Raw genomic sequence first — 23921 nt, forward strand, 5'->3', positions numbered from 1 at the left:
ATTATTGATCTGCTGTTAAATCTATGCAAGAATTTGTATCTCTTACTTTAATAGAATGTTCACCGTAAGTAACATCTATTTCATTAGTTGGAGATGTAAACTGAACCTCAGCATTTGAATCTATTTTATAATAATATGGAGCTATTCCTCCTGAGGCGGTTAATTTTATTTTTCCTTGTTGATTATTACACTGAGGTTGTAATTCAGTAATTTGAAAATAAAAAGGAGTCGCAGCAGGTATAGTAAATGCTGGATCAGGTGTTGGGTTTGTACTCGTTGGCTGAGCTCCTATAAAGGTTTGATATTTTATAGAATAGTCTCCTGCGGCCAAACCAGAAAAATTTAATTTTCTATTTACACTATCAATAGTTAAAGCTGGAGTTGCAATAAGTATATTATCAGGTTTTTTATAAAAGCTAAATTCAAAACGTTCATTACTTACTAAATCTCTGTCATAAGTAAAAACTACTTTCCCATCATTATTGTTTACACAAGTTGTGCTGCTAACTAAAGGAGCACCTACTAAACCTGGAGGGCAAGGAATAATATCGTAAATAATATAATCTGTAAAAGTTGTATCGTATCCAGCTCTTACATAAAATTTAGTTTTTCCGTCAGAACCTCCCAAGGCAGCCATAGTAAAAGAAATTGCACGCTTTGCCTGATATGAACTAGCAAAATTAGTCCAATTAACAGCATCGTAGCTATATTGCCAATTCCAGCCTCGCGTTAACGAGATTACATCATTTTTACAAACATTTGTGTTTACCGGCTGCGGCAGATAAATTCCCATCATTTCTGCATCTCCAATACATCCTCCAAAGTAACCAGAATCAAAAGTATCTTTATTGTAAGGGATGTTTCTGTCTAAATTACAATCACTCCCGTCTTTATTCCCAGCGGTACTGCTTGAACAAACAATTTGAGTTGGATTATCTGTTATATACAAGAATTTGTATGCTACTACAACATCATCAGTGGTATTACTACCTTTACTAATGGATTGTGAACCTATTGAAATTCGTAAATTTCCAGCATGACTCCCATTCCAGCCTTGAAATGGATCTAATGTTGTTTTTACCAGCATACCATATTTGGTTTGTGCATTTGTAAAGTGTATTAATCCAAAAAAGAGAAATAATACAGAGAGTAATTTTGTTTTCATCTTTTTATTCGTTTAGTTTCGTTTGTGTCTAAGAGTAATTTGTTTAATAAATTATTTTTCGATTTTTATAAACGAAGTATCATTTATAAACTGTCATCAGCATTTAAATCAATACAATTATTGGTATCTCTAACTTTAATATTATATGTGCCTCCTGAAATATTTATATTGTTTGTTGCAGATGTGAATTGTACTTCAGATCCTGAATTTATTGTGTAATAATACGGAGCTGTTCCTCCAGTTGCTTCAATTCTAATTATTCCATTTTGATTATTACATTGCGCATCAGTTTTTACAACTTGAAAGCTAAGTGGTAACTTGTCTGTTATGACTATATTATTTTTTTCAACTATGCTGGATGGAGTAGGATTACCGGTTTTAAAAGTTTGATATTTCAATTTATAAGTACCAGCCCTTAAATTTTCCCAAACGATCGTACGATTTATAAATTCACTTTTTACTACAGTTGTATTGTACGGAGACAATTCTACATTATTAACTAGGGGAGTCAGAGTTAGTAAAAAATATTCTGTGTTTGCTAAATCATTATCAAAGTACATGATAATTTTTCCATTATCACTATTATAGCATAAAGGAGATTCTGGAATTGGTTCACCAATCATAGCTGGAGGACAAGGAATAAATTTGTAGGTTAGAATATCTGAATAATCATTTGCAAATGCGCCTGTTCTAGAATATCGAACTCTCAGTTGGAAGTTCTGATCTAATTGTAAGTTTGGAATCTGTGACAATAAAATTGGTATTACATCTGCATTTCTTCTTTCATAAGGCAATAATTCTTTCCAACTCCCACTGGTGCTATGAAAATATTCCACAGCAAATGTCATGTTTCCACCTTCACCAACAGTTCCAGCCTTAAAAGGAAAAGGTTTACAAGCTTGTAATTCTGTTTGTGAGGCATTATAATTATTTAACTGTACTAATGGGTATAAATAGTAAAACTCAAAAGGAGTATTATTAGTTACCATATTACTGCCTAATGGAGAACCAAAGGTATTTTGCCAATATCCAGATTCAGGGCCAGTAACATAAATACCACTTCTTTGAGTAAAACTGCCTGAAGGTTCTTTAAGAGCTTGGGTCAGACGCAGAGGAGTGTTAGAAACGACAACACCATCTAATGTTGTTACACTATTATTACTTAGAATATATGAAAAAGTTCCCCAAGAAGTAGTAGCTGCATTTGCATAATTTCCATTGTAAGGATATGAATCACCAGTATTTAAATAGAAAAATAATTCGCTTGTACCCATTAATCTCTTGAAATCCCATTTTACCTTATACTTATAATTCTGACCGTAACTTTTTGAGAAAAAAATTAGGAGTAGTAATAGTGGTATCTTATATTTATTTAAAATGTTCATTGCAGGTATTAATCTTTTTTGGGTTTGAGGGCTTTCTATTTTTTTCTTAATTAAAATTTAACGGTGTAAAAATCCATTTTAGACATTCTTCCATCTTTAAAAAGGGCTCGTATTCCGTATTTATAAGTGGTATTAATCGTAAGCGTTGGATCAGATAACTTTCTAGTTTCAGGCTTTACCATTTGAATCAACTGCATTGGTTCTGCATTGGTTGCTTTATAAATTTCAAAGCTTTCTATACCGGTTTCATCATAGTTCCAAGATAAGTCGATACTTTTTGTATTAGTATTGGCTTGTGCGTAGAAACCTTTTACAGCTGGTTTTACAGTATATTTTGGAACAAAGAATGCAACTTCTGGTGAAGGAATCGAAACTAATCCGCTTTCATCTTTAGCAAAAATGGCATATCTGTAAGTTGCACCTTCAATCGTTTTTTTATCTTGATAAGACTCAGATTTATCAATACCGCTCCATATTAATTCCCATTTTTCCTGATCATTTTCTTTTCTATAAAGCTGATGAGATTTTACATCCTCACTTTGGCTGTTTGCCCATTCTAAAAACACGGCGCCGTCTTTAATTTCATATTTGGTAAAAACAGGCGAAGCAGGAGGTATAATATCTGGCTTTTTCACAATTAATGTTTCAGAGAAAGGAGACATATTATAGCGGTAATCGACAGCGATAATTCTATAATATACTTTGCTATTTAAACTTTTAAGAATTACTTTATCTTCAAAGGTATTTTTCTCATGCGGACTCACTGTCAGCTGACTAAATTCTTCTTCAGCAGTATTTCCTTTATAAATACGATATCCTAAAAGATCTTTTTCTTTGTTTGGAGTCCAAGATATTTTTACAACTCCTAAGGAATCAATAGTTGCTTTTAAACCAATTGGTTTTGCTGGCGGAATTGAATCGACAGGCTGAACCAGCATAGGAAAGGAGGTACGGCTGTTTCCATTTTTTCCAACAGCTGTTATCGTAAAATAATTTGTAGCAAGCAGTTTATTATAAGTTACAGTACGATCCTTAGCAGGAATGTTTTTGACTACCTTGGTGTATTTGTCATCGTCATAATCGGAACGATTAAGCTCAAATCCAGAGATTTCATTATTGCCTTCTTCTGGAAATTCCCAAGTTAAAGTGACTGTCGAATCGTCTTTAAAGTCTTTTACCGTCAAATGTGGGACATATTTCAATAAAGCTTTTCCTTTACCAGAAACTACATCAGAATAAGGGCCTAATTCCCCAAACGGAGAAATACCTTGAATACGATAATGGTAAGACGTATTATTAGCAATAGAATCAACATAAAAGATTCTGTTATTATTTGCGTTTTCTTGACTTAAACTGGTGTACGGTTTATCTGTAAGTCGCTTATAATTGATTTTATCAGTTGAACGTTCTATGTAATAACTACCATAAACATGGGCTAAGATTTTAAAATTCCAGCTTAACATAGTGCTGTTGTCTGTAAAGTGAGCACTAAGATCCATTGGTTTTGGCAATGGCTCATATTCTTTTAAACTGACAAATACACCACCATAAACGATGCTCAATTCTTGTTCAGGAACATTCGAAGAGATTCGGTAAGCATATTTTTCGTTTTGTTTTACATCTTTATCTTCAAAACCTAAACCTGCTTTTTTAGCAACTTCAAAATCTTTATCAGCTGTATACAAAGCAAAAGTAAAACGTTGTTCTGCTTCTTCAGACAGATTTACTATCGATTCTAAATTGTCTGTCCCAGTTACACTGAAACTTTCTCCATAAATAGCTTGTGCTAAAATTGCAGCATTATCATTTTCATCAATTAATTTTTCCCAGGTTTCTACAGGTTGAGGTTTATAAGCTTGTGCTAAAACAACACGTTCTGGTTTTGCCAGCGTTTTATTATCTCTTGTAACTGTAAATCGTTCTATTAAATAACCGTATGTGTTTAATTTTTTCCAAGCAATCGGAGTATTTACAGCCCAGCGTAATAAAATGCGGTCTTTTTGAACTCTAGCTATTACTTGGATTTCGTTCTTTTTTTCTATGTCGTTGTTTTCCTTAGAATTGTTTTGAGCAATTCCAGAAAAAGTGAAAATTAAAAAAAGGATAAAGAAAAATTTGAACTTCATTATTAAATTGATTTATTGAATGTGAATATAGAACTGCTTCCTAATTGTCCTCCTGGAAGAGTGTAATTCAGTTTTATGTTATATTGACCCTGTTTGATGTACGGGAACTTACCATTTATGATATAATCATACTTCGAAATCATTTGCTGGTTTAAACTGTTTAAGTACTTATTTACTACTTTATATCTTAAATTGACAAAATCTGTTTTATAGTAAAATGGCAGATTATATCGATAAGGCAGATACTCTTTTAGCATATAACTTGTCGGATTATTAATGATATAATCTTGATACCATGCCAATGTTTCTACACCTTTTGTAGGCGGAACTCCAAGAGCTGTCGTACTTCTATCAAATTGTAAATCTGTCTCTAATGGATATCCTTGATATACTAATGGGAAAATCTCATTTTTGTAATAACTGTCATCTAATATTGCTTCAACATTTATCAAAGGAACATTCATCGTTTTAGCATTACCAATAATTTCGATTTCATCAAAAGGCTCAGTAGAGCTGTTTAATGATTGTAAAGCATGAACATCAGAATAAATAATTTCTGTCAACGTTTGTTTAGGTTTTTTAGCAGCCATTTTTTCTGAGAAACTGTTGTACTGACTTGTATTGAAATTATATTGTAATAATTCTACACCTTGTCCGCCGGTAACAACTTCTCCCAGTTTGTTGTCTTTTACAGTAAGACTGGCGTCTTCACCTAAATCCTGTGTCGTATAACTTTCTTTTAAATTACTGTTTGCATCAGTTTTTGTTTCAAGTGTCATTAATGAAATATTATACGGCTTAGATGTCTGTAAAACAGGTAAATCTATACTCACTTTCTTAAGCGCTGTATTGTATGTAATTGCTCCAGTATTTGAGTTTGTTCCCGTTTTATAAAATGCTTTTTGCGATTGTCCATCTTTTAATTCAAACAAATAAGTCTGACCTTGTTTTAAAACAACATAAGCCTGTTTCGATTCGTTTTGATAAACATATTTCTGATCCATTACCGGATAACAATAAGCAATATTCGTCAACGGAATATAGTTTGGAGCAAGTCCTGTAGTGAAATTTCTAACTTCAGTTTCAGTAGCTATTTGTCCATCATCATAAACCGTTTTCCAAGTTCCATTTACATATTCTTGAAAACTTATTTTTACTGTAGAGGTAAGGTTTGAATTTTGAGGCAATACTTCAGAAGGCGTAAAACTTAACAAATCTTTTGTTGGATTCCATGTTATGTCTCCAACAATGGCAACACCATCTTTTTTAATACTGTATTCTTCTAATTTCAGTTTATATGTTTTTACACCAGAATCTTCTTCCAATGTGAAACTTTTTTCAATAGGCATATTAAATCCAACCTGTGGCACAGCAAATACGCTGACATCTTTTGCACCTTCGGCAGGAGTGATATCTGCAATTGTTTTTAGACCGCCTAATGGAGCATCATTAACAAATTCACATTGTTTTCCAAACTCTAGTTTAAATCTGAAACTTCCTTTAACGGCTCCTCCTAATAAACTAAAATTTCCTGCTAAATAACCTCGAATCCAGACGGGGTTAGGTAATTTGGCCTGCAATAGAACGGCTCCACCTCCTTTTATAATGGATATTTTCTTTTTAATCATGAATAATTTAATCTTGATTCCGAGCTCACCCTGCAGATAAGCATAAGACTGCCCATTAGCATACCAGCCATTTAAACCAATTTGTCCAGAACCCTTACATTGTGCTTCGCCATAATCTTTTACCATGATATCAAATCCAAAACCACATTGGAAGTTTGCATAAAAGATTAAGAAAGTGATGTCTCCAGTTTTTAAACTAAAATCAGAACCAAAAGCAAAACCTTTACCAGAAGCTACACTGTTTTCATCTCGCATATAATCAAGAGAATCTGCGCTGACTCCAAGAATTTGAGCAACAATAGCGGGTGGAGGAGGACTGCCAGGAATATCATCACCAATCATGAAATATCCTCCAGCTTCAACCTCAAGAGAAGCTATGGCTAATTTTATCCCCAATCGGTCTGTTGGTGTACCCATTCTGATATACCATTTATCTGGCGCAAAATGCAGTACAGCCCAGCCGGCTCGGTTTCCAGAAGCACGACCTTTAATAAAGCCTCCAGGAGTATCTATGTATAAATCAAATGTTCCGTGTAATGTTTTGGATCTAAAATCATATTCGATTGCAGCAAAGGCATTAATTCCCATTCGCTGTTTAACATCAGTAGGGTATAAATCTTCTGCTGCTTTTGATAGATTTGAAGTTTTTAGAGCTTCCAATGCAACTTTAGACATTAATGACTCGTTTTCAGTTACTGCTTTTAAAGCATCTTTAAGTTCGTCAACTCCAGGTATTTCAAAAGTCTGCATTACGTGGCCTTCTCCATAAATACTGATTCGGTTAATACCACCGTGAGTGTTGAAAGCGATTTCAAATCCAGCACCACCCCAAAAAGCATCGGCAGTTGCGGTTCCGGCAAACTTAAGCATGGCTTTAACACCAAGGCCAGAATCTTCATCAGGAACATAATTAGATCCAGAAGCAACAAAACTGCTGCTGAATCCGTCCTTTTTCATTTTGTAGTAAGCACCTCCGCCAAAACCTTTAAAGGTAATGGCGCCAGCAGGAATATTTAGGTTGTCGACCATTGCATCAACATACCAATATCTAAAGCTTTTAGAACCAAAAATAGCATTTGCTTCAACAGAAATACCGCCTGTAAAATCAGCTCCCAGCATTCCTTTAAAGCCGTCCCCATAAATAGGATCATTGTCTAATATGGTAATACTTCCTTTAAATTTAACACCTCCAAGATCGGCGGCGACTTTTATTTCTTCAAATTTAAGACGGTCGAATTTCCACTTTTGAATTCCTTCTTCTGGAGCAAATTTTCCAATTACATAGAATTTGGTTTCTCCATTAAATTGGTCCTTCATTAAATTAATGGCTAAATCGACTTTTAAACTGGCAGATTGCGTATCTGCGGTTAAGGCAATTTCATTAATTGTTACAGGGAAATTACTAACTGATGCGTCTTTTTCCGGATTATTTTTATATCCAAAATAGTCGGCTGTTATGTAAGGAACCACTGTTTGTAAAGTTAAATTTTGAAAAATAATACCTTTAAAAGCAACTGTCTCTTTCTTTGTTGGAACAATAACATTCCCTTTGTCGTCATAAACAGTTACATATTTTTCACCATCTATTGCATCAACGGCTGTAGCAGGTTTGTTACTGGCGTTAAGTGATAAAGTTCCGTATAAAACAGCCTTTGGTAAAAATTTGCCTTCTTTGACTTTTAGCTCAACATAAGAGTTTTTTTCTAAAGAGGCATTTCCTTTAAATACTTGAAAACAGATATCATTTTTGATCTCAGCTTTTAAAAGATATTCATTATCAATAGTATTAAAAACTGCAGTATAGCCAAGTTCACCTCTTCCTTCTGCTGTGCATTGTCCAGAAGAAACTGGTAAAACAATTCCTCCGCTAAACCCTGCAGCAACAAGAGAATTGGCTCTAAAACCTAATTCAATACGATCTACAGAAAACTGCCATCCAGAAGCATTTCCTTCTCCAATATTTAAGATATTTTCTCCAGAAAAAGTTCCAGAAACTCCCATTCTGTCAATTAACAAATTGGTTGCCTTGAAAGTAATTCGTTCGTTAGTACCTTTCTTTTTAAATTGAGAAGGCAGAACTAACTTAAGAGATTGGACAAAAAATCCTCTCCATAATTTTTCATTGCCAGGAACTAAATAATCCTTTTCATAGTCTTTTGGCCATATGACATTAGATGAGTTTCGTAAGTCACTCATGTCAATAACAGCATTGTTTAATTCAAAACAATAACCAGGATGTTTAGTGAGTTGAAAAGTAGGTATATTGATATCTATTAAAATATCATTCCAGTTACCAACAACAGCTTTAAAACTGGACTTGACTTGACTGGTGCCGGGAATGACGTTGTAAGTAGCATCAACAGGCTCAAGCATTGTTCTGGAGAAAATGACATCTGCCTCAACACCTAATTCTTTAAAACCATTACAATCAATGGTTACATAGGTTTTGTTTTTAACCTCTCCAGTGGCCATTTCCATGCCGCCTTTTAGTACTAATAGCGTTTTGTCTCCAAACATTTTAATAGGCACATCACCTAGTAAAACAAGATTGGTGTCGCCAACTAGACCTCCTTTGTGAGAAAGTTTAATGTTATTTGCCCCAAAAAAAAGTTCCTTTCTGTTTCCTAAAGAATCAGTCTGCGGAAGTATAATTTTTACAAATGCAGTTAATTCGGTATATTGAGGAGTAAATTTTGCATTACTGATACCTAAAGAATATTGAATTCCTCCAATAGTTTTTTTAATACCCAGCGGAAGCTGCGCTAAGTTTTTAGGCTCTAAAAAATCGGTAACGTTTTCGGTTTTATCAATTTCCTTAAAAACTTCCTTAGCCTTATCTAAAAATCCGTTTGTAGGATCGCCAATTGGATAGTTTTTTTGAATATATGAATTGGTGAATTCACTTTCAGTATTCAACTCATATTTGGAAGAACTACTTGATTGTTTGGCAGCATTATTTAAAATAATGCTTTTTGCAGGTACAGGTTTTCTTTTATTACTTATTGTATCAAGATAAGTATGAGAAAAACTATTAAAACTTACGAGAAATAAAACTATACTTAATACAAAAGAGGAAAACTTTGAAGTAATTTTTTTCAATTTTTAGTAGGTTTGGTTGTGGTATTATTTTTGGATATATGTAAATCTTTTTAACAAATAAGAATTGCATTTACAGGCAATTGGGACTCTAATTTGTTTAAAATGAATCAGTTTGGTTTTTTAATTTTTTAATCCATACAATTTATAGAATTGGTTTAAAACGTAATAGACTGTTAAATTTTTGCCAAATGTAAACATTTTGTAATACAAATCTTTACGGTTTTCCACATTCTGGTAAAAAAAAAGCTCCAGATAATTCTGGAGCCTTTTAATATCAAGTATTGTAGAAGATTATTCTTCTTTCATTGTATGATAAACGTTCATAACGTCATCATCTTCTTCGATTTTCTCAATTAATTTTTCAACATCAGCGATTTGAGCTTCAGTTAATTCTTTAGTTATTTGAGGAATACGTTCAAAACCAGAAGATAGAATTTCAAGACCTCTATTTTCTAATTCTTTTTGTAACGCTCCAAAACTACCAAAAGGCGCATAGATTAAGATTCCGTCTTCATCTTCAAAAACTTCTTCGGCACCAAAATCAATCAATTCTAATTCTAATTCCTCAGCGTCGATACCATCTTTTGCAATTCTAAAGTTGCAAGTGTGGTCAAACATAAACTCAACAGAACCTTGAGTTCCCATAGTTCCGTTACATTTATTAAAATAACTTCTAATGTTTGCTACAGTTCTATTATTGTTGTCAGATGCAGTTTCAATTAAAATTGCAATTCCGTGAGGAGCATATCCTTCAAACAAAATTTCTTTATAGTTGGCAGTATCTTTATTACTTGCATTTTTAATCGCGCGCTCCACATTGTCTTTAGGCATGTTGGCAGCTTTCGCGTTTTGTATAACAGCTCTTAATCTAGAATTGGCGTCTGGATTCGGACCGCCTTCTTTAACAGCCATTACGATATCTTTACCAATTCTGGTAAATGTTTTGGCCATTGCAGACCAACGTTTCATTTTTCTTCCTTTTCTAAATTCGAATGCTCTTCCCATTTCTAATTTTTAGTTTTGAGATGCAAAAATACGGTTATTCCTTATTTTTCCAAAAACAAAACAACTCTTTTTTATTGAATGTTTTGGTTGATGTTTCAAGTTTCAGGTTTCAGGTTCCAAGTCCTATGTTTTGTGTTGAATTTAACCGCAAAGTTCGCAAAGTTTTTTTTCTCAAAAGTTATGTTTATAAAAATAAAGTTCGCAAAGCTTTATAGCCATAGCTTTGCGAACTTTTTTTATTTTATAAAATTAACTTAAAAATTTCTTTGTGTACTTTGCGTAAATCTTTGCGGACTCTGCGGTTAAAAAAATATTCCGTAGCGGTTAAAACTGAATTTTGTGATGTAAAATCAAAAAACAGAATTGCGTTGCGTTGAATTTAACCGCAAAGTTCGCAAAGTTTTTTTCTTTAAAGTTATGTTTATAAACACAAAGTTCGCAAAGCTTTATACATATAGCATTGCGAACTTTTTTTATTTTATAAAATTAACTTAAAAATTTCTTTGTGTACTTTGCGTAAATCTTTGCGAACTTTGCGGTTAAAAAAAATATTCCGTAGCGGTTAAAACTGAATTGTGTTGAATTTAACCACAAAGTTCGCAAAGATTTTTTCTTTAAAGTTATGTTTATAAACACAAAGTTCGCAAAGCTTTGTCCCCATAGCTTTGCGAACTCTTTTATTTTATAAATTAACTTAAAAAATTCTTTGTGGACTTTGCGTAAATCTTTGTGGACTCTGCGGTTAAAAAAAAGATTCTTTAGCGGTTAAACCTAAAACCTGAAACCTGAAACAAAAACTACTTACTCCCGCCATTAAATTCATTAATAATATTTACCGCTTCGTTCAGATAAGGATTAGTCTTAAGATTGTCCATCTGATCTTGATTTATGGTTTTATCCGTTGGATAAGCACCTAGTAAAAGCTGATTAATACTGGAATTATAAACATCCAGCGGATTATTTTCATCATTAAAAGTATTGATCTCATTCCAAAGAGCATCAAAAGTCTTTTTTTGTTTAAAAACCGCATCCAAAGTCATCGGGATTTCTGCTTTTGGAGTATTTACAAGTTTGTCAATTTTAAGGTTAATCTTCTTTATGTTGTTAAAGAAATAGTTATCAGCAAGCCTAGCAGAACTATTTTTAGCGATTTTATCAATTAAGTTTCGTTTTACATAGGTTTTGTATTTCAAAAAAGGCTCAATGCTGTCATTTTTGATCGCAGTCGGAAAATCACTTTCTTTCTGATAAATATCTTCGTAAAATTCCGGCAGTACAACATCTGGTTTTACACCAATATATTGATGACTTCTTCCGGTAATTCTGTAAAATTTATTAATAGTAATTTTTAAGAAATCAGTATTTTTTTCCTCGTCAAGCGAAAGAATCGTCTGCATTGTCGCTTTTCCTAATGTACTGCTTCCTAATAATAATGCACGATTGTAATCTTGCATAATAGAAGAGAAAAATTCACTTGCAGAAGCCGTGTTGCTGTTTACCAAAACCACAATTGGTCCTCTGTAGATAACACCTTTGAAAGGATCTGTAATTACCGTTTTTTCTTTTTTATTATCAATTACAACCGAAAGCGGACCGTAATCCACGAACATACCAGCCAATTTTATAGCCTCTTCCATCGAGCCGCCGCCGTTGTCAATTAGATCAATAACAAGTCCTTTTATCCCATCTCTTTCGAGTTTTACAACTTCTCTTGCCACATCATCAGCGCAGCCTTTTCGGCTGTTCCCATCCAAATCAGCATAAAAACTCGGAATTTTAATATAACCAATTTTACTGTCTTTACCGATTATAAAACTAAAGACAGAGTTTTCCTCGTCTTTCATGACTTGTTTCTCAATATAAACATCAAAACTTTTGCCCGAATTGCGTTTTAAAGTAAGTGTAATATGTCTATTATTTTCAGACAAAATCATGGTTGAAATAGATTCTAACGAGGCACACGAAACCTGCAGAGTTTCTTTTTGATTTGAAATAGAAATAATCTGATCCCCTTTTTTAACCTGTCCCGTTTGATAGGCTGGCCCATTTGGATCTACCTCATCAATAATAATTTCATTTTTTTCATTCAAATTAACAGTCATTCCGAGAGATAAATGTTCCTTAGATAAAGAAGCTACAAAACTCGTTTTCGAATCATCACTAAAGTAAGCCGTATGCGGATCAAAATAAGTGCAGAAGAAATTATATAATTTCTCTTCCTGCTTTGTATTAGTGTCTAGTAGAGTGTTAAAACGGCAGATTTCATTGGTAAGGATCTTATTTTTTGACACCAATTCAATTGACTTAAAATTGGCTTTTATAGAATCTAGATTATTGCTGGTTTCGGCAATATCATCTAATATTTGATAGCGTAGTTTTTTGTTCCAGACCTTTTCTATATCTTCTTTCTTTAAATAAAAAGCAAAAGACTTTTTGTAAAAACGAATCGTATCTTTTTTAGCGTAATCTATTGGTGTAGTCTGAATCTTTTCTAATACTTTTTTAGTTCGAACAAGGCCATTTACATATTTAGCTTTTATATCAGTAAGAAAACTGCAGTCATTTTTTAGAATTAGATCATCTAAATTGTATCTGTATTTGGCAGCCATTTCGTCGTATTCACTTTTAAAAAAGATATTACGAGAAGGATCCAGCTCGTTAATGAGGTTGTCAAAAACGAACACAGATAAACTATCATCAACAGGCTTAGGTCTAAGATGTTCAGCTTGAATAAGCGCATTTATTTTGTTTAATATTTCACAAGTTTCTGCGCTGTTCTGACCAAAAAATCCAGTTGATGTCAGCAAAAAAAGGAGTAGTGAAATTTTTTTCATAAATGGGAATTCATCGTTCAGATTAAAGTTACACTTATTTTTTCACAAATAGTAGTCTTTTTACTAAAATATCGACGACAAAAAGTTTTTATCTACAAAATGTACAAATTGATATTTTTGACAAATACATTTCAGTTTAAAGCAAAAAAAGAATGCATTACTTAGTAAAAGTAATGCATTCTCAAATTATATATTTTAAAAAAACTATTTCTTGTAAAACGGAAGTTTAACCACTTTAGCAGGAACATCATTTTTTCTAATTCTAATAAATATATCACTGTCAACAGCGCTGTTAGGTACTGTAACGTATCCTAAACCAATTCCTTTATTCATAGAAGGCGACATAGTTCCAGAAGTTACAATTCCAATTACAGCTCCAGAACCATCTACGATTTCGTAATCGTGTCTTGGCACCGCACGTTCCTGCATTTCAAAAGCAACTAATTTTCTAGAAACACCTTCTTCTTTTTGCTTTTTCAAGTTCTCAGAATTTGTAAAGTCTTTTGTGAATTTAGTAATCCATCCTAAACCAGCTTCAAGTGGAGAAGTTGTATCATTAATATCATTTCCGTACAAACAGAATCCCATTTCTAGACGTAAAGTATCACGCGCTGCAAGACCAATTGGTTTAATTCCGAAAGAGGCACCAGCTTCAAAAACTTTATTCCAAATTGCTTCTGCATCAGCATTTTTGCAGTAAATTTCAAAACCTCCAGAACCAGTATATCCTGTAGCAGAAATAATTACATCATTAAAACCAGCAAAATCACCCACTTCAAAATGGTAGTACGTAATCGCAGACAAATCTACAGAAGTCAAAGACTGCATAGCTTCAACCGCTTTCGGGCCTTGAATTGCCAATAACGAATAATCGTCAGAAACATTTTTCATATCAACTCCCAAATCATTGTGAGAAGAAATCCAGTTCCAGTCTTTTTCAATGTTCGAAGCATTTACAACCAGTAAATACTCTTCCTCTTTCATTTTATAAATAATCAAATCGTCAACAATTCCGCCTTCATTATTAGGAAGACAAGAATATTGCGCTCGTCCAATTGTCAAAGTCGAAGCATCATTTGAAGTCACTTTTTGAATCAAAGTCAAAGCATTTGGACCCGTTAACAAAAATTCACCCATATGCGAAACGTCAAAAACGCCCACACCATTACGAACCGTTTCATGTTCAGCATTAACCCCTTCATAAGTAATAGGCATATTATAACCCGCAAAAGGAAGCATTTTTGCTCCTAAACCTTCATGTATGTGCGTAAGCGCAGTATTTTTCATTGTGTTGTTTTATAAAATTCAGTCGCAAATTTATTCAAAAAATATCGAAAAAAGATACTCTAAATTATAAATTTCGCAATGATTAGGAGCTATTTCCTGCTATCCGCTATATCTTTTGTTTTTTAAAGAAAAAAACAAAAGGATACCGCTTCTATCAGGGCTAGGGCTGACAGTTTCAAAAGAACAATCATGATTTCGATTTTTTCCGTAATTTTATTATATAAAAGTATTCAAATGAAATCATCGTATTTAATTACAAAAGAAGAAATTCTGAAGTTATACAAACCAATAGATTCCAAAGCGCATAAAGGAACACAAGGTCATGCGGTGATTATTGCCGGAAGTTATGGCAAAATAGGAGCCGCGGTTTTAGCCTCAAAATCCTGTCTAAAAACAGGCTGCGGACTCGTAACAACTTTTATACCCAAATGCGGTTATCAAATTTTGCAGATTTCAATTCCAGAAGTAATGACCGTTACTGATGAAAACACCAATTTTATTACCAATATTCATTTACCCATAATCCCGCAGGCAATCGGAATTGGTCCAGGAATAGGACAGGAGCTGGCAACTCAAAAAGCTTTATTTGAATTTTTAAGGTCTAATAAAGTGCCTTTAGTTCTCGATGCCGATGCTTTGAATATTATTGCGCAGAATTTATCTTGGCTCGAATTAGTTCCAGAAGATACAATTCTAACACCTCATCCAAAAGAATTAGAACGCTTGATAGGAAAATGGAATTCAGAATCGGAAAAATTTCAAAAAACGATTGCTTTTTCAGAAAAATATAAAGTCATTATCGTCATGAAAGGCGCACCGACATTCATTATCAATAGAAATTCGGTTTACGAAAATACAACTGGAAACGCAGCCTTGGCAACAGCAGGAAGCGGTGACACACTTACCGGAATCCTCACAAGTCTTCTCGCCCAAGGTTACGAACCAAAATACGCCTCAAAATTTGGCGTCTACCTTCACGGATTAACAGCCGATTTAGCCTTGCCAAAAACGGGCTATGAATCTTTTACAGCTTCTACAATTATTAAATATTTAGGAAAAGCTTTTTTGGAATTAGCTAATGTGCCAATTTGAAAATTAGTCAATTAGTCAATTGATATTATATCGAACTACTTGTCACCCTGAGCGAAGTCGAGGGGTACTCAAGTAACTCAACAAGGAATAAATTTTGAGGAATATCTTTACGCTCCTTCGACTTCGCTCAGGATGACAAAAATGAATAAATCTGCAGAACCTGCGAGAGTAAAATTAAGAATAGAGAATCAGCAAAATCAGCTTAAATCTATTTGAAATCTACGTAAAACAATTTTACAATCTGAAAAAAATCTAAAATCTACACTCTGCAATCTAAAATCAAAATCCGTAAGTTTGTATTTATGAAAAACAATTTCGATCTCAGAACGGTTAATGTCATGCGATATATAACGCCACTGCGCGAAGGCGGTTCTTTACCCGCTTTAGCAGAAGCCGATGACGATTTTAAATACGTATTAAAATTCAGGGGTGCCGGACACGGCGTAAAAGCCCTTATAGCCGAATTAGTAGGTGGACAAATAGCAAAAGCTTTAAAACTGCAGCTTCCCGAATTAGTATTCGCAAATCTCGATGAAGCATTTGGAAGAACAGAAGCCGATGAAGAAATTCAGGATTTACTGCAAGGAAGTCAGGGATTAAATCTGGCACTTCACTTTTTATCTGGAGCCATAACTTTTGATCCTGTTGTAACAACTGTCGATGCTAAATTAGCTTCGCAGATTGTGTGGCTGGATGCCTATATCACGAATGTTGACAGAACTTTCAAAAATACCAATATGCTGATCTGGCATAAAGAGTTATGGCTGATCGATCATGGAGCATGTTTGTATTTTCATCATTCTTGGAACAATTGGGAACAACATGCCAAAAGTCCGTTTGCGTTGATCAAAGATCACGTTTTGCTGCCTCAGGCTTCACTTCTAAAAGAAGTCGATGCCGAGTTTAAAGCAATTCTAACACCAGAAATTTTAGAAGAAATTGTCAATACAATTCCAGTTGACTGGCTGCAATGGGAAGATACAGATGAAACACCAGAAGGACTGCGAAATGTATATTTACAGTTTTTAAAGACGAGATTAGAGAATTCAGAAATATTTGTAAATCAGGCTCAAAATGCAAGATAATCATCTATACGAATATGCTGTAATTCGTGTTGTGCCAAGGGTAGAGCGCGAAGAATTCCTGAATATCGGAATCATTTTGTTTTGCAAAAAAGCCAAATTTATAAAAGTACTTTTCCATCTCAATAAAGAAAAAATCCAAGCACTGTCAGCCGATTTTGATGTTGAACAATTAGAATGCAACCTGACCTCATTAGAAAAAATAACAAACGGAGCCAAAGACGGCGGTCCAATTGCCGAGTTTGAAATCCCAGAACGGTTTAGATGGTTAACCGCAATTAGGAGTTCTGCTATACAAACGTCAAGACCTCATCCGGGTTTGAGTCAGGATTTGGAGAAAACGATTCAGAGATTGTTTCAGGAACTTGTGCTTTAACCATATAAGTTATATAAGATAATTTAAGATTTAGCTTAAAAAGGAATCTCGCAAAGTCGCAAAGTTTTATTTTTCATGCATTATCCCCAATCTTGTCATTTCGAGGAACGAGAAATCTCCACAAGTAACTCCGTAAAGAGAATCCAATCTTTGTAGAGCTTCTCGCGGAGATTTCTCGTTCCTCGAAATGACAAACTATATGGTTGCGTTATGATAAACTTCGTGACTTTGCGAGATTAAAAAAACTTAGCGTTTTTATGCCTTCGTGGGAAACAAAAAAGCAAAACCATATAAACATATAATATAATTTAGATTAAAACTTAAATTATCTTATATCACTTATATGGTTTAAAAAAATAAAAACTAAACTAACTCAATTTTGTTATCCAGAGTCATTTAAAATGAACCGCAGACATTACCGCCCAAAGTTGCTCCTGCATTCGCTGAAATATCAGCCTTAACAGCAGTTTTGTCCAATTTTAAAATAGAATATGGAGGTGTAAACGCAGTACCGCTTCCGGCTTGATTTCCTGTTGTGTTAGTAAAAACATTGTCAGTTGCAGTTACGGCAGTAAAGCCAGTCATTAAATCGATAGGAGTTTTTACACCTTCAAAAACGTTGCTTTCTACACGAATATCAGCTTCAAAACCTGCAGCAACACATTTATTGCTTACAGTACTGTTAAAGAAGTTGTTTACCAAATGTACTTTTCCAAAACGAACTCTTGGCATTCTTTCTTTACAGCCTGGAGCCCACCAGCATCTTGCAAAAGTTATTCTCAATTTTCCACGGTCGCCAGTTGCACCGTCGCTGGAACCAATCAAGTTAGAATATCTATGATCGTCTGATCCTCCAGAACCTCCCGCTTTTGGTGGTTTTAAATAATGGAATTTAGAATAGGTAACCGAGATATAATCTGATTTGTTTTTGATATCGAAGTTTCCGTCAACACCATCTCTAAATTCGCAGTGATCTACCCAAACATTAGTACATTCGTCTAGAATGGCATTATCCCATCCGTCAGTATCGTAAGCGCCAGGACCTTCAAAAATTAGATTTCTAATAATGATGTTCTTGCACCTTTTAATGTTGATAATTCCAGAAGCATCTTTAGTTTGATTAGTCGAAACCAATTTAGCACCATTTGCTCCGTAAATCGTTTTTCCAGTCTGGTCTTGGAAAGACAATCTTGTTGTAATTGTGATAGTTCCAGAAACTTTGATCACTTTTACCGAAGTATTTTCAATAGCCGATTTCAACTGTGCGTAAGTCGTTACAGTTGTTTCAGCAGATGATCCTCCGCCGGTTGTGCCTCCGTTTTGTGAAGCCCATCCAGGAACTTCAGCACAGTTTCCAATTTTAGCTGTTGGATTAGTGGTTACAGCTTCAATTGTTGTTTCAGTACTTGCTTCTGTGGTTGTTGAAGCAATTTCTTCAGAATTACATGCTGTAAATCCGAAAATCAATGTTAGTAAAAACATTGAGAGTGTTGATTGTAGTTTCATAATTAAAGTTTGGTTATTTATAAAAGTTTAACAACACAAATCTGATTATAATTTGAGCGAAAAAAGTTGAACAAGTTCAAACTTTTGTAAAAAAATCTAATAAATATGTTTTTTTAACAGTTCAAAATTTACAAAAGTGTATAAATAACCTATTTTTACGTAATCGATTACATTTTTTAAGCCCCTAATAAAGAGTGAATTGAAAAACAAATTTATTCCTAAACAAAAAACCACAAAAGAATGTACAACCTACTACGAAAAAACATTGAGAGAAAAGTTCCGCTCACAGATGAAGAATGGAACATTATTGTTTCAAAAGCAGAGCTTATTAAACTCAAAAAAAACCAGTTTTTGCAGACACAAGATTCCAACAACAGTTATGAAGGATTTATTCTAAAAGGCTCCTTTAAAACCTACATCTTAAATGAAAATGGAACAGAAACCGTAATTTTCTTTTCTTTTGAAAACGAATGGATGTGTGATCTCGAAAGTTTTTACCATCAAAAACCAACGACTTACAACATTAAAGCTATTGAAGACAGCGAAATTTTAGTTATCAGTAAAGTCAAGAAAGCACAATTGTTTGAAGAAGTTCCAAAACTCATGCAATTCCATGTGCTAATGATCGAACGCGCCAATGTAGCAATTCAACAAAGACTTTTGGATGTTCTCAATAAAACCTCAAAACAACGCTACTTAGATTTTAAAGACCGTTATCCGCAAAAAGTACAAAGTATTAATAATAAGAATTTGTCATCTTATTTGGGAGTTTCGCATGAATTTCTCTCAAAGATTAAAAGAAGGGTTTCTTAGTTTAAAAGGGACAAAGGGACAGAGCTGCAAAGTTTTTTGTAGAGACGCACTGCTGTGCGTCTAACGTTATGTGAAAATTGCGCAATTTGATAGCTCTTTTTATGTATGGAAACTGCATAAAAAAAACTTTGCGACTCTGCGTCTTTGCGAGATTAAAATAAAAAAAAACTTAGTGCCGTAGCGCCTTCGCGGCAAAAAAAACTTAAATGCTTTTCTCCAAATAAATAAACTCCAAAGGCACATCAGAAACCGTAACGTGAATATCACTTTCTGGAAAAGCTTCTCTTTTGCCAGTGTCAGCATAACCGTGACGTTTGTACCAAGCTACAAGTTCTTCACGAACCGAAATAACGGTCATAATAATACTCGACAAACCTAAAGTTTTAGCCTGATTTTCGGCTTCAGCCAAAAGCTTTTTTCCGATGCCGCTGTTCTGAAGTTCTGGCGAAACCGTAAGCATTCCTAAATACAATTGATGTCCTTTTTCAACCAATAAAACCGAACCAATAATCTTGTCATCCTCCGTAAATTTCAGAATCGTATTTTTTGGATCCAGAAAGATTTTAGTCATTTCGGGTTCGTCGGTTCTTTTTCCTTCTAATAAATGGGCTTCGGTTGTCCAGCCTTTTTTAGAAGTTTCGCCTCTGTAAGCTGAATTGATTAAGGTTGTTAATGCGGGAATATCTTGGATTAATGCTTTTGTAATCATATTAAGCTGACTGTATTATAAATATAAATGTTTTCCAGATTTAACTGGAGAAAATTTGAATTGCCTCCAGCTTTAGCTGGAGGAACAAAGTTAGAGCAGAAAATGGCTTTAGCCTAATCTTTTGTGTTTTTTGGCTAAAGCCGATTTAGTTTGCAAAAACAAAACCTCCAGCTAAAGCTGGAGGCAATTGATTTTTTGCTTTATGTAAATATCTTTAGCCTCAATTAATACTTTGGAGTATTTTCTTTAACTTTTTCTAGTAATTGATTTTCTTTTTCAATCACCTTTTCAAAAGGAGATTTTTTAGGTAAATGATCGTTTTGATATTTTTCTATAAGAGGAAGAGTTAAAACAATTTTCAAAGCAGTATGATAATTGGTTATTTCAGTTCTTTTCTTGTTAATAGTAGTTACCAGACTCTCGATTTCAGCTTTTTTAGAATCATATCTATCTGAACTTTTACTAATTAAATTTAGAATTTTCTTTTTCAATATACTATCTCTGATACCTTCAGTGTTACCTTTGGCAGAGCCATAGTAACTATAAGATTTATCGTCGTAATTATTAAAAATCTCAGTAGTATCTCTAGGATTTATTTCATTTAATTCATCTTCTAAAGTTTTTAGTTCAGGAGATTTATTTACAAGTTCCTGATATAAATCATCTACTAAATCATTTCTACTTTTAAATCTTCCTATGTCAATACTCTTCTCTTGTAAGGCGCTTGGTTCTTCTTTACTCCCGTCGTTACTTTCACTTTTTTGGCAAGAGATTAAGAGAAGTAATGAAGATAATAGTAATGGTTTTTTCATGGTTTAATTTTTACATTAGATAAAAACGAATCTACAAAAACTTCCTGATTTCTTAATCATTCAAATATTCCCCAAATATATCTGTTGTCTACAATCGCATTTGGATTTTCCCTTACTTTATCTAAGAAAAGACTAAAGTTTTTATAAGCTCTCAGTTTATAAATTAATTGCTGGCCTGCATTGTCAATAATTATTTTCCAGACTCTTCTATTATTAATAGTAATCATAGTTCTTCTGGCTTCAATAATTGTTGAAAGAGGATATTTAAATAAAGGTTCATTCGGTTTTATTCGATATAAATTATTTTCATCAAAGTAGAAAACAGCAGGTTTTAATATCAAATTTTCTAAATAAGGTTTTGGAGCTGATAATCTGTACAGAGACGACAAATCAAGACCTGTTTTTTGTTTAAATTCTATTGCTCTTTGTTCTTTATAGTAATCAATCCAGGATTGAATTTTTGGATAACAGAGAAGAGAAATAATAATTAATACTAAAAAGATCAGAACAATGTTTGTACCCATATTGAATTTAGTTGTTTTTTGAATCAAACATACTAAACTTATTCAAAACTTAAAAAGAAAGCCATTGAGAAAGTATTTTTACATTTCTAGAATTGTAAGCTTGATTGACGATAATTTGTAAAAATTATGAAAAGCGTATCTTACAAAAAAATCTTGTTTTTTACCGAAATCTATTTTCGTTTCAGAATTTTAAATATCTTTGAATTATGAGTACAGCAATAAAACCAAAACATATCGGCAGAAATATAAGCCGTATCAGAGAGCTTAAAGATATGAAACAGGAAGCACTGGCACAGGCTTTAGGAACAAATCAGCAGACCATTTCGGCTATTGAAAACAGCGAAACTGTAGACGAACAAAAACTAATTGAGATTGCAAAAGCTCTGGAAGTTTCTGTTGACGCCATTAAAAACTTTTCGGAAGAAGGAGTTATTAATTACTTTAATAGTTTTCATGATAATATTGTTACCACAGGAAGTATTTTTGCAACAAATTGTACTTTTAGTCCTTTAGATAAAGTTGTTGAACTTTACGAACGTTTGGTGCAGGCTGAAAAAGATAAAGTTGAATATTTAGAGAAATTATTGAATGGGAAATAACGTTTTAATTTTTAATTTGTCAACCTTTGCGTGCGCAACTGAGACGCTCGTGCGTGGTTGTAAATATTTTTATATTACTAGATTTCTCTGCTGTTGAATATTTTTTGCAATATTTTAAATCCATTGTAAAGTTTCTTTGAAAAGTAAACTGAATTAAGTACGTTTGATGAAATTCTAATATGGTGACTGATTTAAATAAAATTTATCTTTTTCGGATGTTACATATTGATAATATGGAACATGTGTTGGAATATGGAATCACTAAAATAAATTCGATTAACGCTAATAAAAATTACAAAGCGATTGGAGATGGGAGTTTAATTAGTAACCGTAATTCATTTCCTATCCATATTAATGGGAAAACATTAAAGGACTATATACCTTTTTATTTTTGGTGTAGGATGCCAATGCTATATGTTATACAAAATGGATTTAATGGAGTTCAAGCGACTTCAGCAGAAAACATAATTTATTGTATAACATCTGTTGCTCAAATAATAAGCTTTAAATTAGATTATATTTTTACAGATGGTCATGCAGTAAATTGTTTGAGTAGTTTTCATCTTCCAAATGAAATTTCAACTATTGATGAAATTATTGATTTAAAGGTTATAAAAGATCCATATTGGAATGATCCTAAGGATTTAGATAAAAAAAGAAGAAAAGAAGCGGAATTTCTTGTTGAAAATGATATTCCTTATGAGGCGATCGGATTATATGCAGTTTATAATCAAAATGCAAAAAATAGACTTTTGCAATTAGGAATACCAAATGATAAAATTTTAATAAAAAGCGAATACTATTTTTAATATGCTCAAGTTTATAAAAGGGAACCTATTGGATAGCGATGCTCAAGCGTTAGTAAATACTGTGAACACAGTTGGCGTTATGGGTAAAGGAATTGCATTGCAATTTAAAAATCAATTTCCAAATAATTATAAAATCTACGCAAAGGCGTGTAAGAACAATGAGTTTCATATAGGAGAACTATTAGTAACTGAGGAAGAATCATTACTTGGAGGAAAAAAAATAATTATAAATTTTCCAACCAAGACTGATTGGAGAAAGCCTTCGGAGTATAGCTACATAGAAAAAGGTATGATAGAACTTGTGAATGTTATAAAGGATAGAAATATTAAATCTATTGCGATTCCGCCATTAGGAGCAGGAAATGGCGGTTTAGATTGGGATAAAGTCAGTCGATTAATGAAATATTATTTAAAGGATGTAGATTCTGAAATAACAATTTTTCAACCGAATGATGCCATAGAAGAAGTTTTAAAAAAAGAAAGGGTTAAGTTAACTCCCGCAAGGGCAATGCTATTGTCTGTTCTTTTTGAATTGGTTAGAAATGGGGAATTTGTCTCAGAATTTGCTGCTGAGAAAATAGCCTACTTTTTGCAAAAATTTGGAGCAAAAGACAATTTTAAATTAGAATTTTCAGCAAATTTTTATGGTCCATATTCTGGGAAAGTAAAACATGTATTGTATTATTTGAATGGAAGTTATATAACGGGATATAGTTCTAAAGATAAAAAGCCATTTGAAGAAATAGCACTTAGAGCTAATACTGAAAATGAAATTATAGATTTTTTAAATTTACCTGAGAATAAAAAATACAAAGAAATTGCAGAGAATACTAAAAGCTTTTTAAATGGATTTTACTCTTCTTTCGGATTAGAATTATTATCAACGATTGATTTTATTATTGAAAATAAAAAAACAAAATCAGAAGAAACAATAATACAGCATCTAGAACAATGGAGTGAAAGAAAAAAAACGTTTTCCAAATTTATAAATATTGCAATGAAAAATTTTGAAAAACATAATATTCATTGTTAAAATAGAAAAAGGCTAAGAAATTTATTTTTAGCCTTTT

18 protein-coding genes are annotated in these 23921 nt (G+C 33.1%); 7 read left to right on the forward strand and 11 right to left on the reverse strand.

Features of this window, described 5'->3' with window-relative positions; translation table 11 throughout:
• Position 1: 1 nt before the first annotated feature.
• The 7 genes from EDB96_RS12030 to gcvT all read right to left on the reverse strand — a co-directional run bounded on the left by EDB96_RS12030 (position 2) and on the right by gcvT (position 14529).
• On the reverse strand, positions 2-1165 hold the full coding sequence (locus tag EDB96_RS12030) for a hypothetical protein (RefSeq protein WP_134141009.1): 1164 nt from the start codon (positions 1163-1165) through the stop codon (positions 2-4).
• Between the two features lie 83 nt (positions 1166-1248).
• The gene (locus tag EDB96_RS12035) at positions 1249-2439 is read right to left on the reverse strand and encodes a SprB repeat-containing protein (RefSeq protein ID WP_166669297.1); all 1191 of its coding nucleotides are present in this window, start codon (positions 2437-2439) and stop codon (positions 1249-1251) included.
• Between the two features lie 161 nt (positions 2440-2600).
• The gene (locus EDB96_RS12040) at positions 2601-4676 is read right to left on the reverse strand and encodes a hypothetical protein (protein ID WP_134141014.1); all 2076 of its coding nucleotides are present in this window, start codon (positions 4674-4676) and stop codon (positions 2601-2603) included.
• Positions 4677-4678: 2 nt separating this feature from the next.
• Positions 4679-9403 (reverse strand): hypothetical protein, encoded by a 4725-nt coding sequence (locus EDB96_RS12045; protein ID WP_134141016.1) that lies wholly within the window; start codon positions 9401-9403, stop codon positions 4679-4681.
• 291 nt (positions 9404-9694) lie between these two features.
• Entirely contained in the window at positions 9695-10408 is a 714-nt protein-coding gene (locus tag EDB96_RS12050; RefSeq protein ID WP_012024626.1) for a YebC/PmpR family DNA-binding transcriptional regulator, read from the reverse strand.
• A gap of 797 nt (positions 10409-11205) precedes the next feature.
• A complete protein-coding gene (locus EDB96_RS12055; protein WP_134141018.1) occupies positions 11206-13242 on the reverse strand; it encodes a S41 family peptidase in 2037 nt (678 codons plus the stop codon).
• 204 nt (positions 13243-13446) lie between these two features.
• Entirely contained in the window at positions 13447-14529 is a 1083-nt protein-coding gene (gene gcvT, locus EDB96_RS12060) for a glycine cleavage system aminomethyltransferase GcvT (RefSeq protein WP_134141020.1), read from the reverse strand.
• A 234-nt stretch (positions 14530-14763) separates the two neighbouring features.
• On the opposite strand from gcvT, the gene EDB96_RS12065 reads away from it, so the two are divergent.
• The 3 genes from EDB96_RS12065 to EDB96_RS12075 all read left to right on the forward strand — a co-directional run bounded on the left by EDB96_RS12065 (position 14764) and on the right by EDB96_RS12075 (position 17079).
• Positions 14764-15621, forward strand: a complete 858-nt coding sequence (locus tag EDB96_RS12065; protein ID WP_134141022.1) for an NAD(P)H-hydrate dehydratase — start codon at positions 14764-14766, stop codon at positions 15619-15621.
• Positions 15622-15923: 302 nt separating this feature from the next.
• Complete coding sequence (locus tag EDB96_RS12070; RefSeq protein WP_134141024.1) at positions 15924-16706, forward strand: HipA family kinase; 783 nt, start codon at positions 15924-15926, stop codon at positions 16704-16706.
• Positions 16696-17079 carry a DUF3037 domain-containing protein gene (locus tag EDB96_RS12075; RefSeq protein ID WP_134141026.1) on the forward strand — a complete coding sequence of 128 codons (384 nt, stop codon included), beginning with the start codon at positions 16696-16698 and terminating at the stop codon, positions 17077-17079. The genes EDB96_RS12070 and EDB96_RS12075 overlap by 11 nt, the downstream gene beginning before the upstream one ends.
• 396 nt (positions 17080-17475) lie before the next feature.
• Here the strand turns inward: EDB96_RS12075 and EDB96_RS12080 are convergent, their stop codons facing one another.
• Complete coding sequence (locus tag EDB96_RS12080; protein WP_134141028.1) at positions 17476-18585, reverse strand: polysaccharide lyase family 1 protein; 1110 nt, start codon at positions 18583-18585, stop codon at positions 17476-17478.
• 240 nt (positions 18586-18825) lie between these two features.
• On the opposite strand from EDB96_RS12080, the gene EDB96_RS12085 reads away from it, so the two are divergent.
• Entirely contained in the window at positions 18826-19398 is a 573-nt protein-coding gene (locus EDB96_RS12085) for a Crp/Fnr family transcriptional regulator (protein WP_057118596.1), read from the forward strand.
• A gap of 202 nt (positions 19399-19600) precedes the next feature.
• On the opposite strand, the gene EDB96_RS12090 is transcribed toward EDB96_RS12085, so the two are convergent.
• The 3 genes from EDB96_RS12090 to EDB96_RS12100 all read right to left on the reverse strand — a co-directional run bounded on the left by EDB96_RS12090 (position 19601) and on the right by EDB96_RS12100 (position 21443).
• Positions 19601-20107, reverse strand: coding sequence for a GNAT family N-acetyltransferase (locus EDB96_RS12090; RefSeq protein ID WP_134141030.1), 507 nt, complete (start codon positions 20105-20107; stop codon positions 19601-19603).
• 224 nt (positions 20108-20331) lie between these two features.
• Positions 20332-20919, reverse strand: coding sequence for a hypothetical protein (locus tag EDB96_RS12095; protein ID WP_134141032.1), 588 nt, complete (start codon positions 20917-20919; stop codon positions 20332-20334).
• 56 nt (positions 20920-20975) lie between these two features.
• The gene (locus tag EDB96_RS12100; RefSeq protein WP_134141034.1) at positions 20976-21443 is read right to left on the reverse strand and encodes a hypothetical protein; all 468 of its coding nucleotides are present in this window, start codon (positions 21441-21443) and stop codon (positions 20976-20978) included.
• A gap of 206 nt (positions 21444-21649) precedes the next feature.
• On the opposite strand from EDB96_RS12100, the gene EDB96_RS12105 reads away from it, so the two are divergent.
• From EDB96_RS12105 to EDB96_RS12115, 3 genes are all read left to right on the forward strand, one after another.
• On the forward strand, positions 21650-22042 hold the full coding sequence (locus tag EDB96_RS12105) for a helix-turn-helix domain-containing protein (RefSeq protein WP_134141036.1): 393 nt from the start codon (positions 21650-21652) through the stop codon (positions 22040-22042).
• Between the two features lie 179 nt (positions 22043-22221).
• On the forward strand, positions 22222-22851 hold the full coding sequence (locus EDB96_RS12110; RefSeq protein ID WP_134141038.1) for a DUF4433 domain-containing protein: 630 nt from the start codon (positions 22222-22224) through the stop codon (positions 22849-22851).
• Between the two features lie 28 nt (positions 22852-22879).
• A complete protein-coding gene (locus tag EDB96_RS12115; protein WP_243839339.1) occupies positions 22880-23884 on the forward strand; it encodes a macro domain-containing protein in 1005 nt (334 codons plus the stop codon).
• Positions 23885-23921: the final 37 nt, after the last annotated feature.

Source organism: Flavobacterium sp. S87F.05.LMB.W.Kidney.N (assembly GCF_004366435.1).
Lineage (GTDB): Bacteria > Bacteroidota > Bacteroidia > Flavobacteriales > Flavobacteriaceae > Flavobacterium.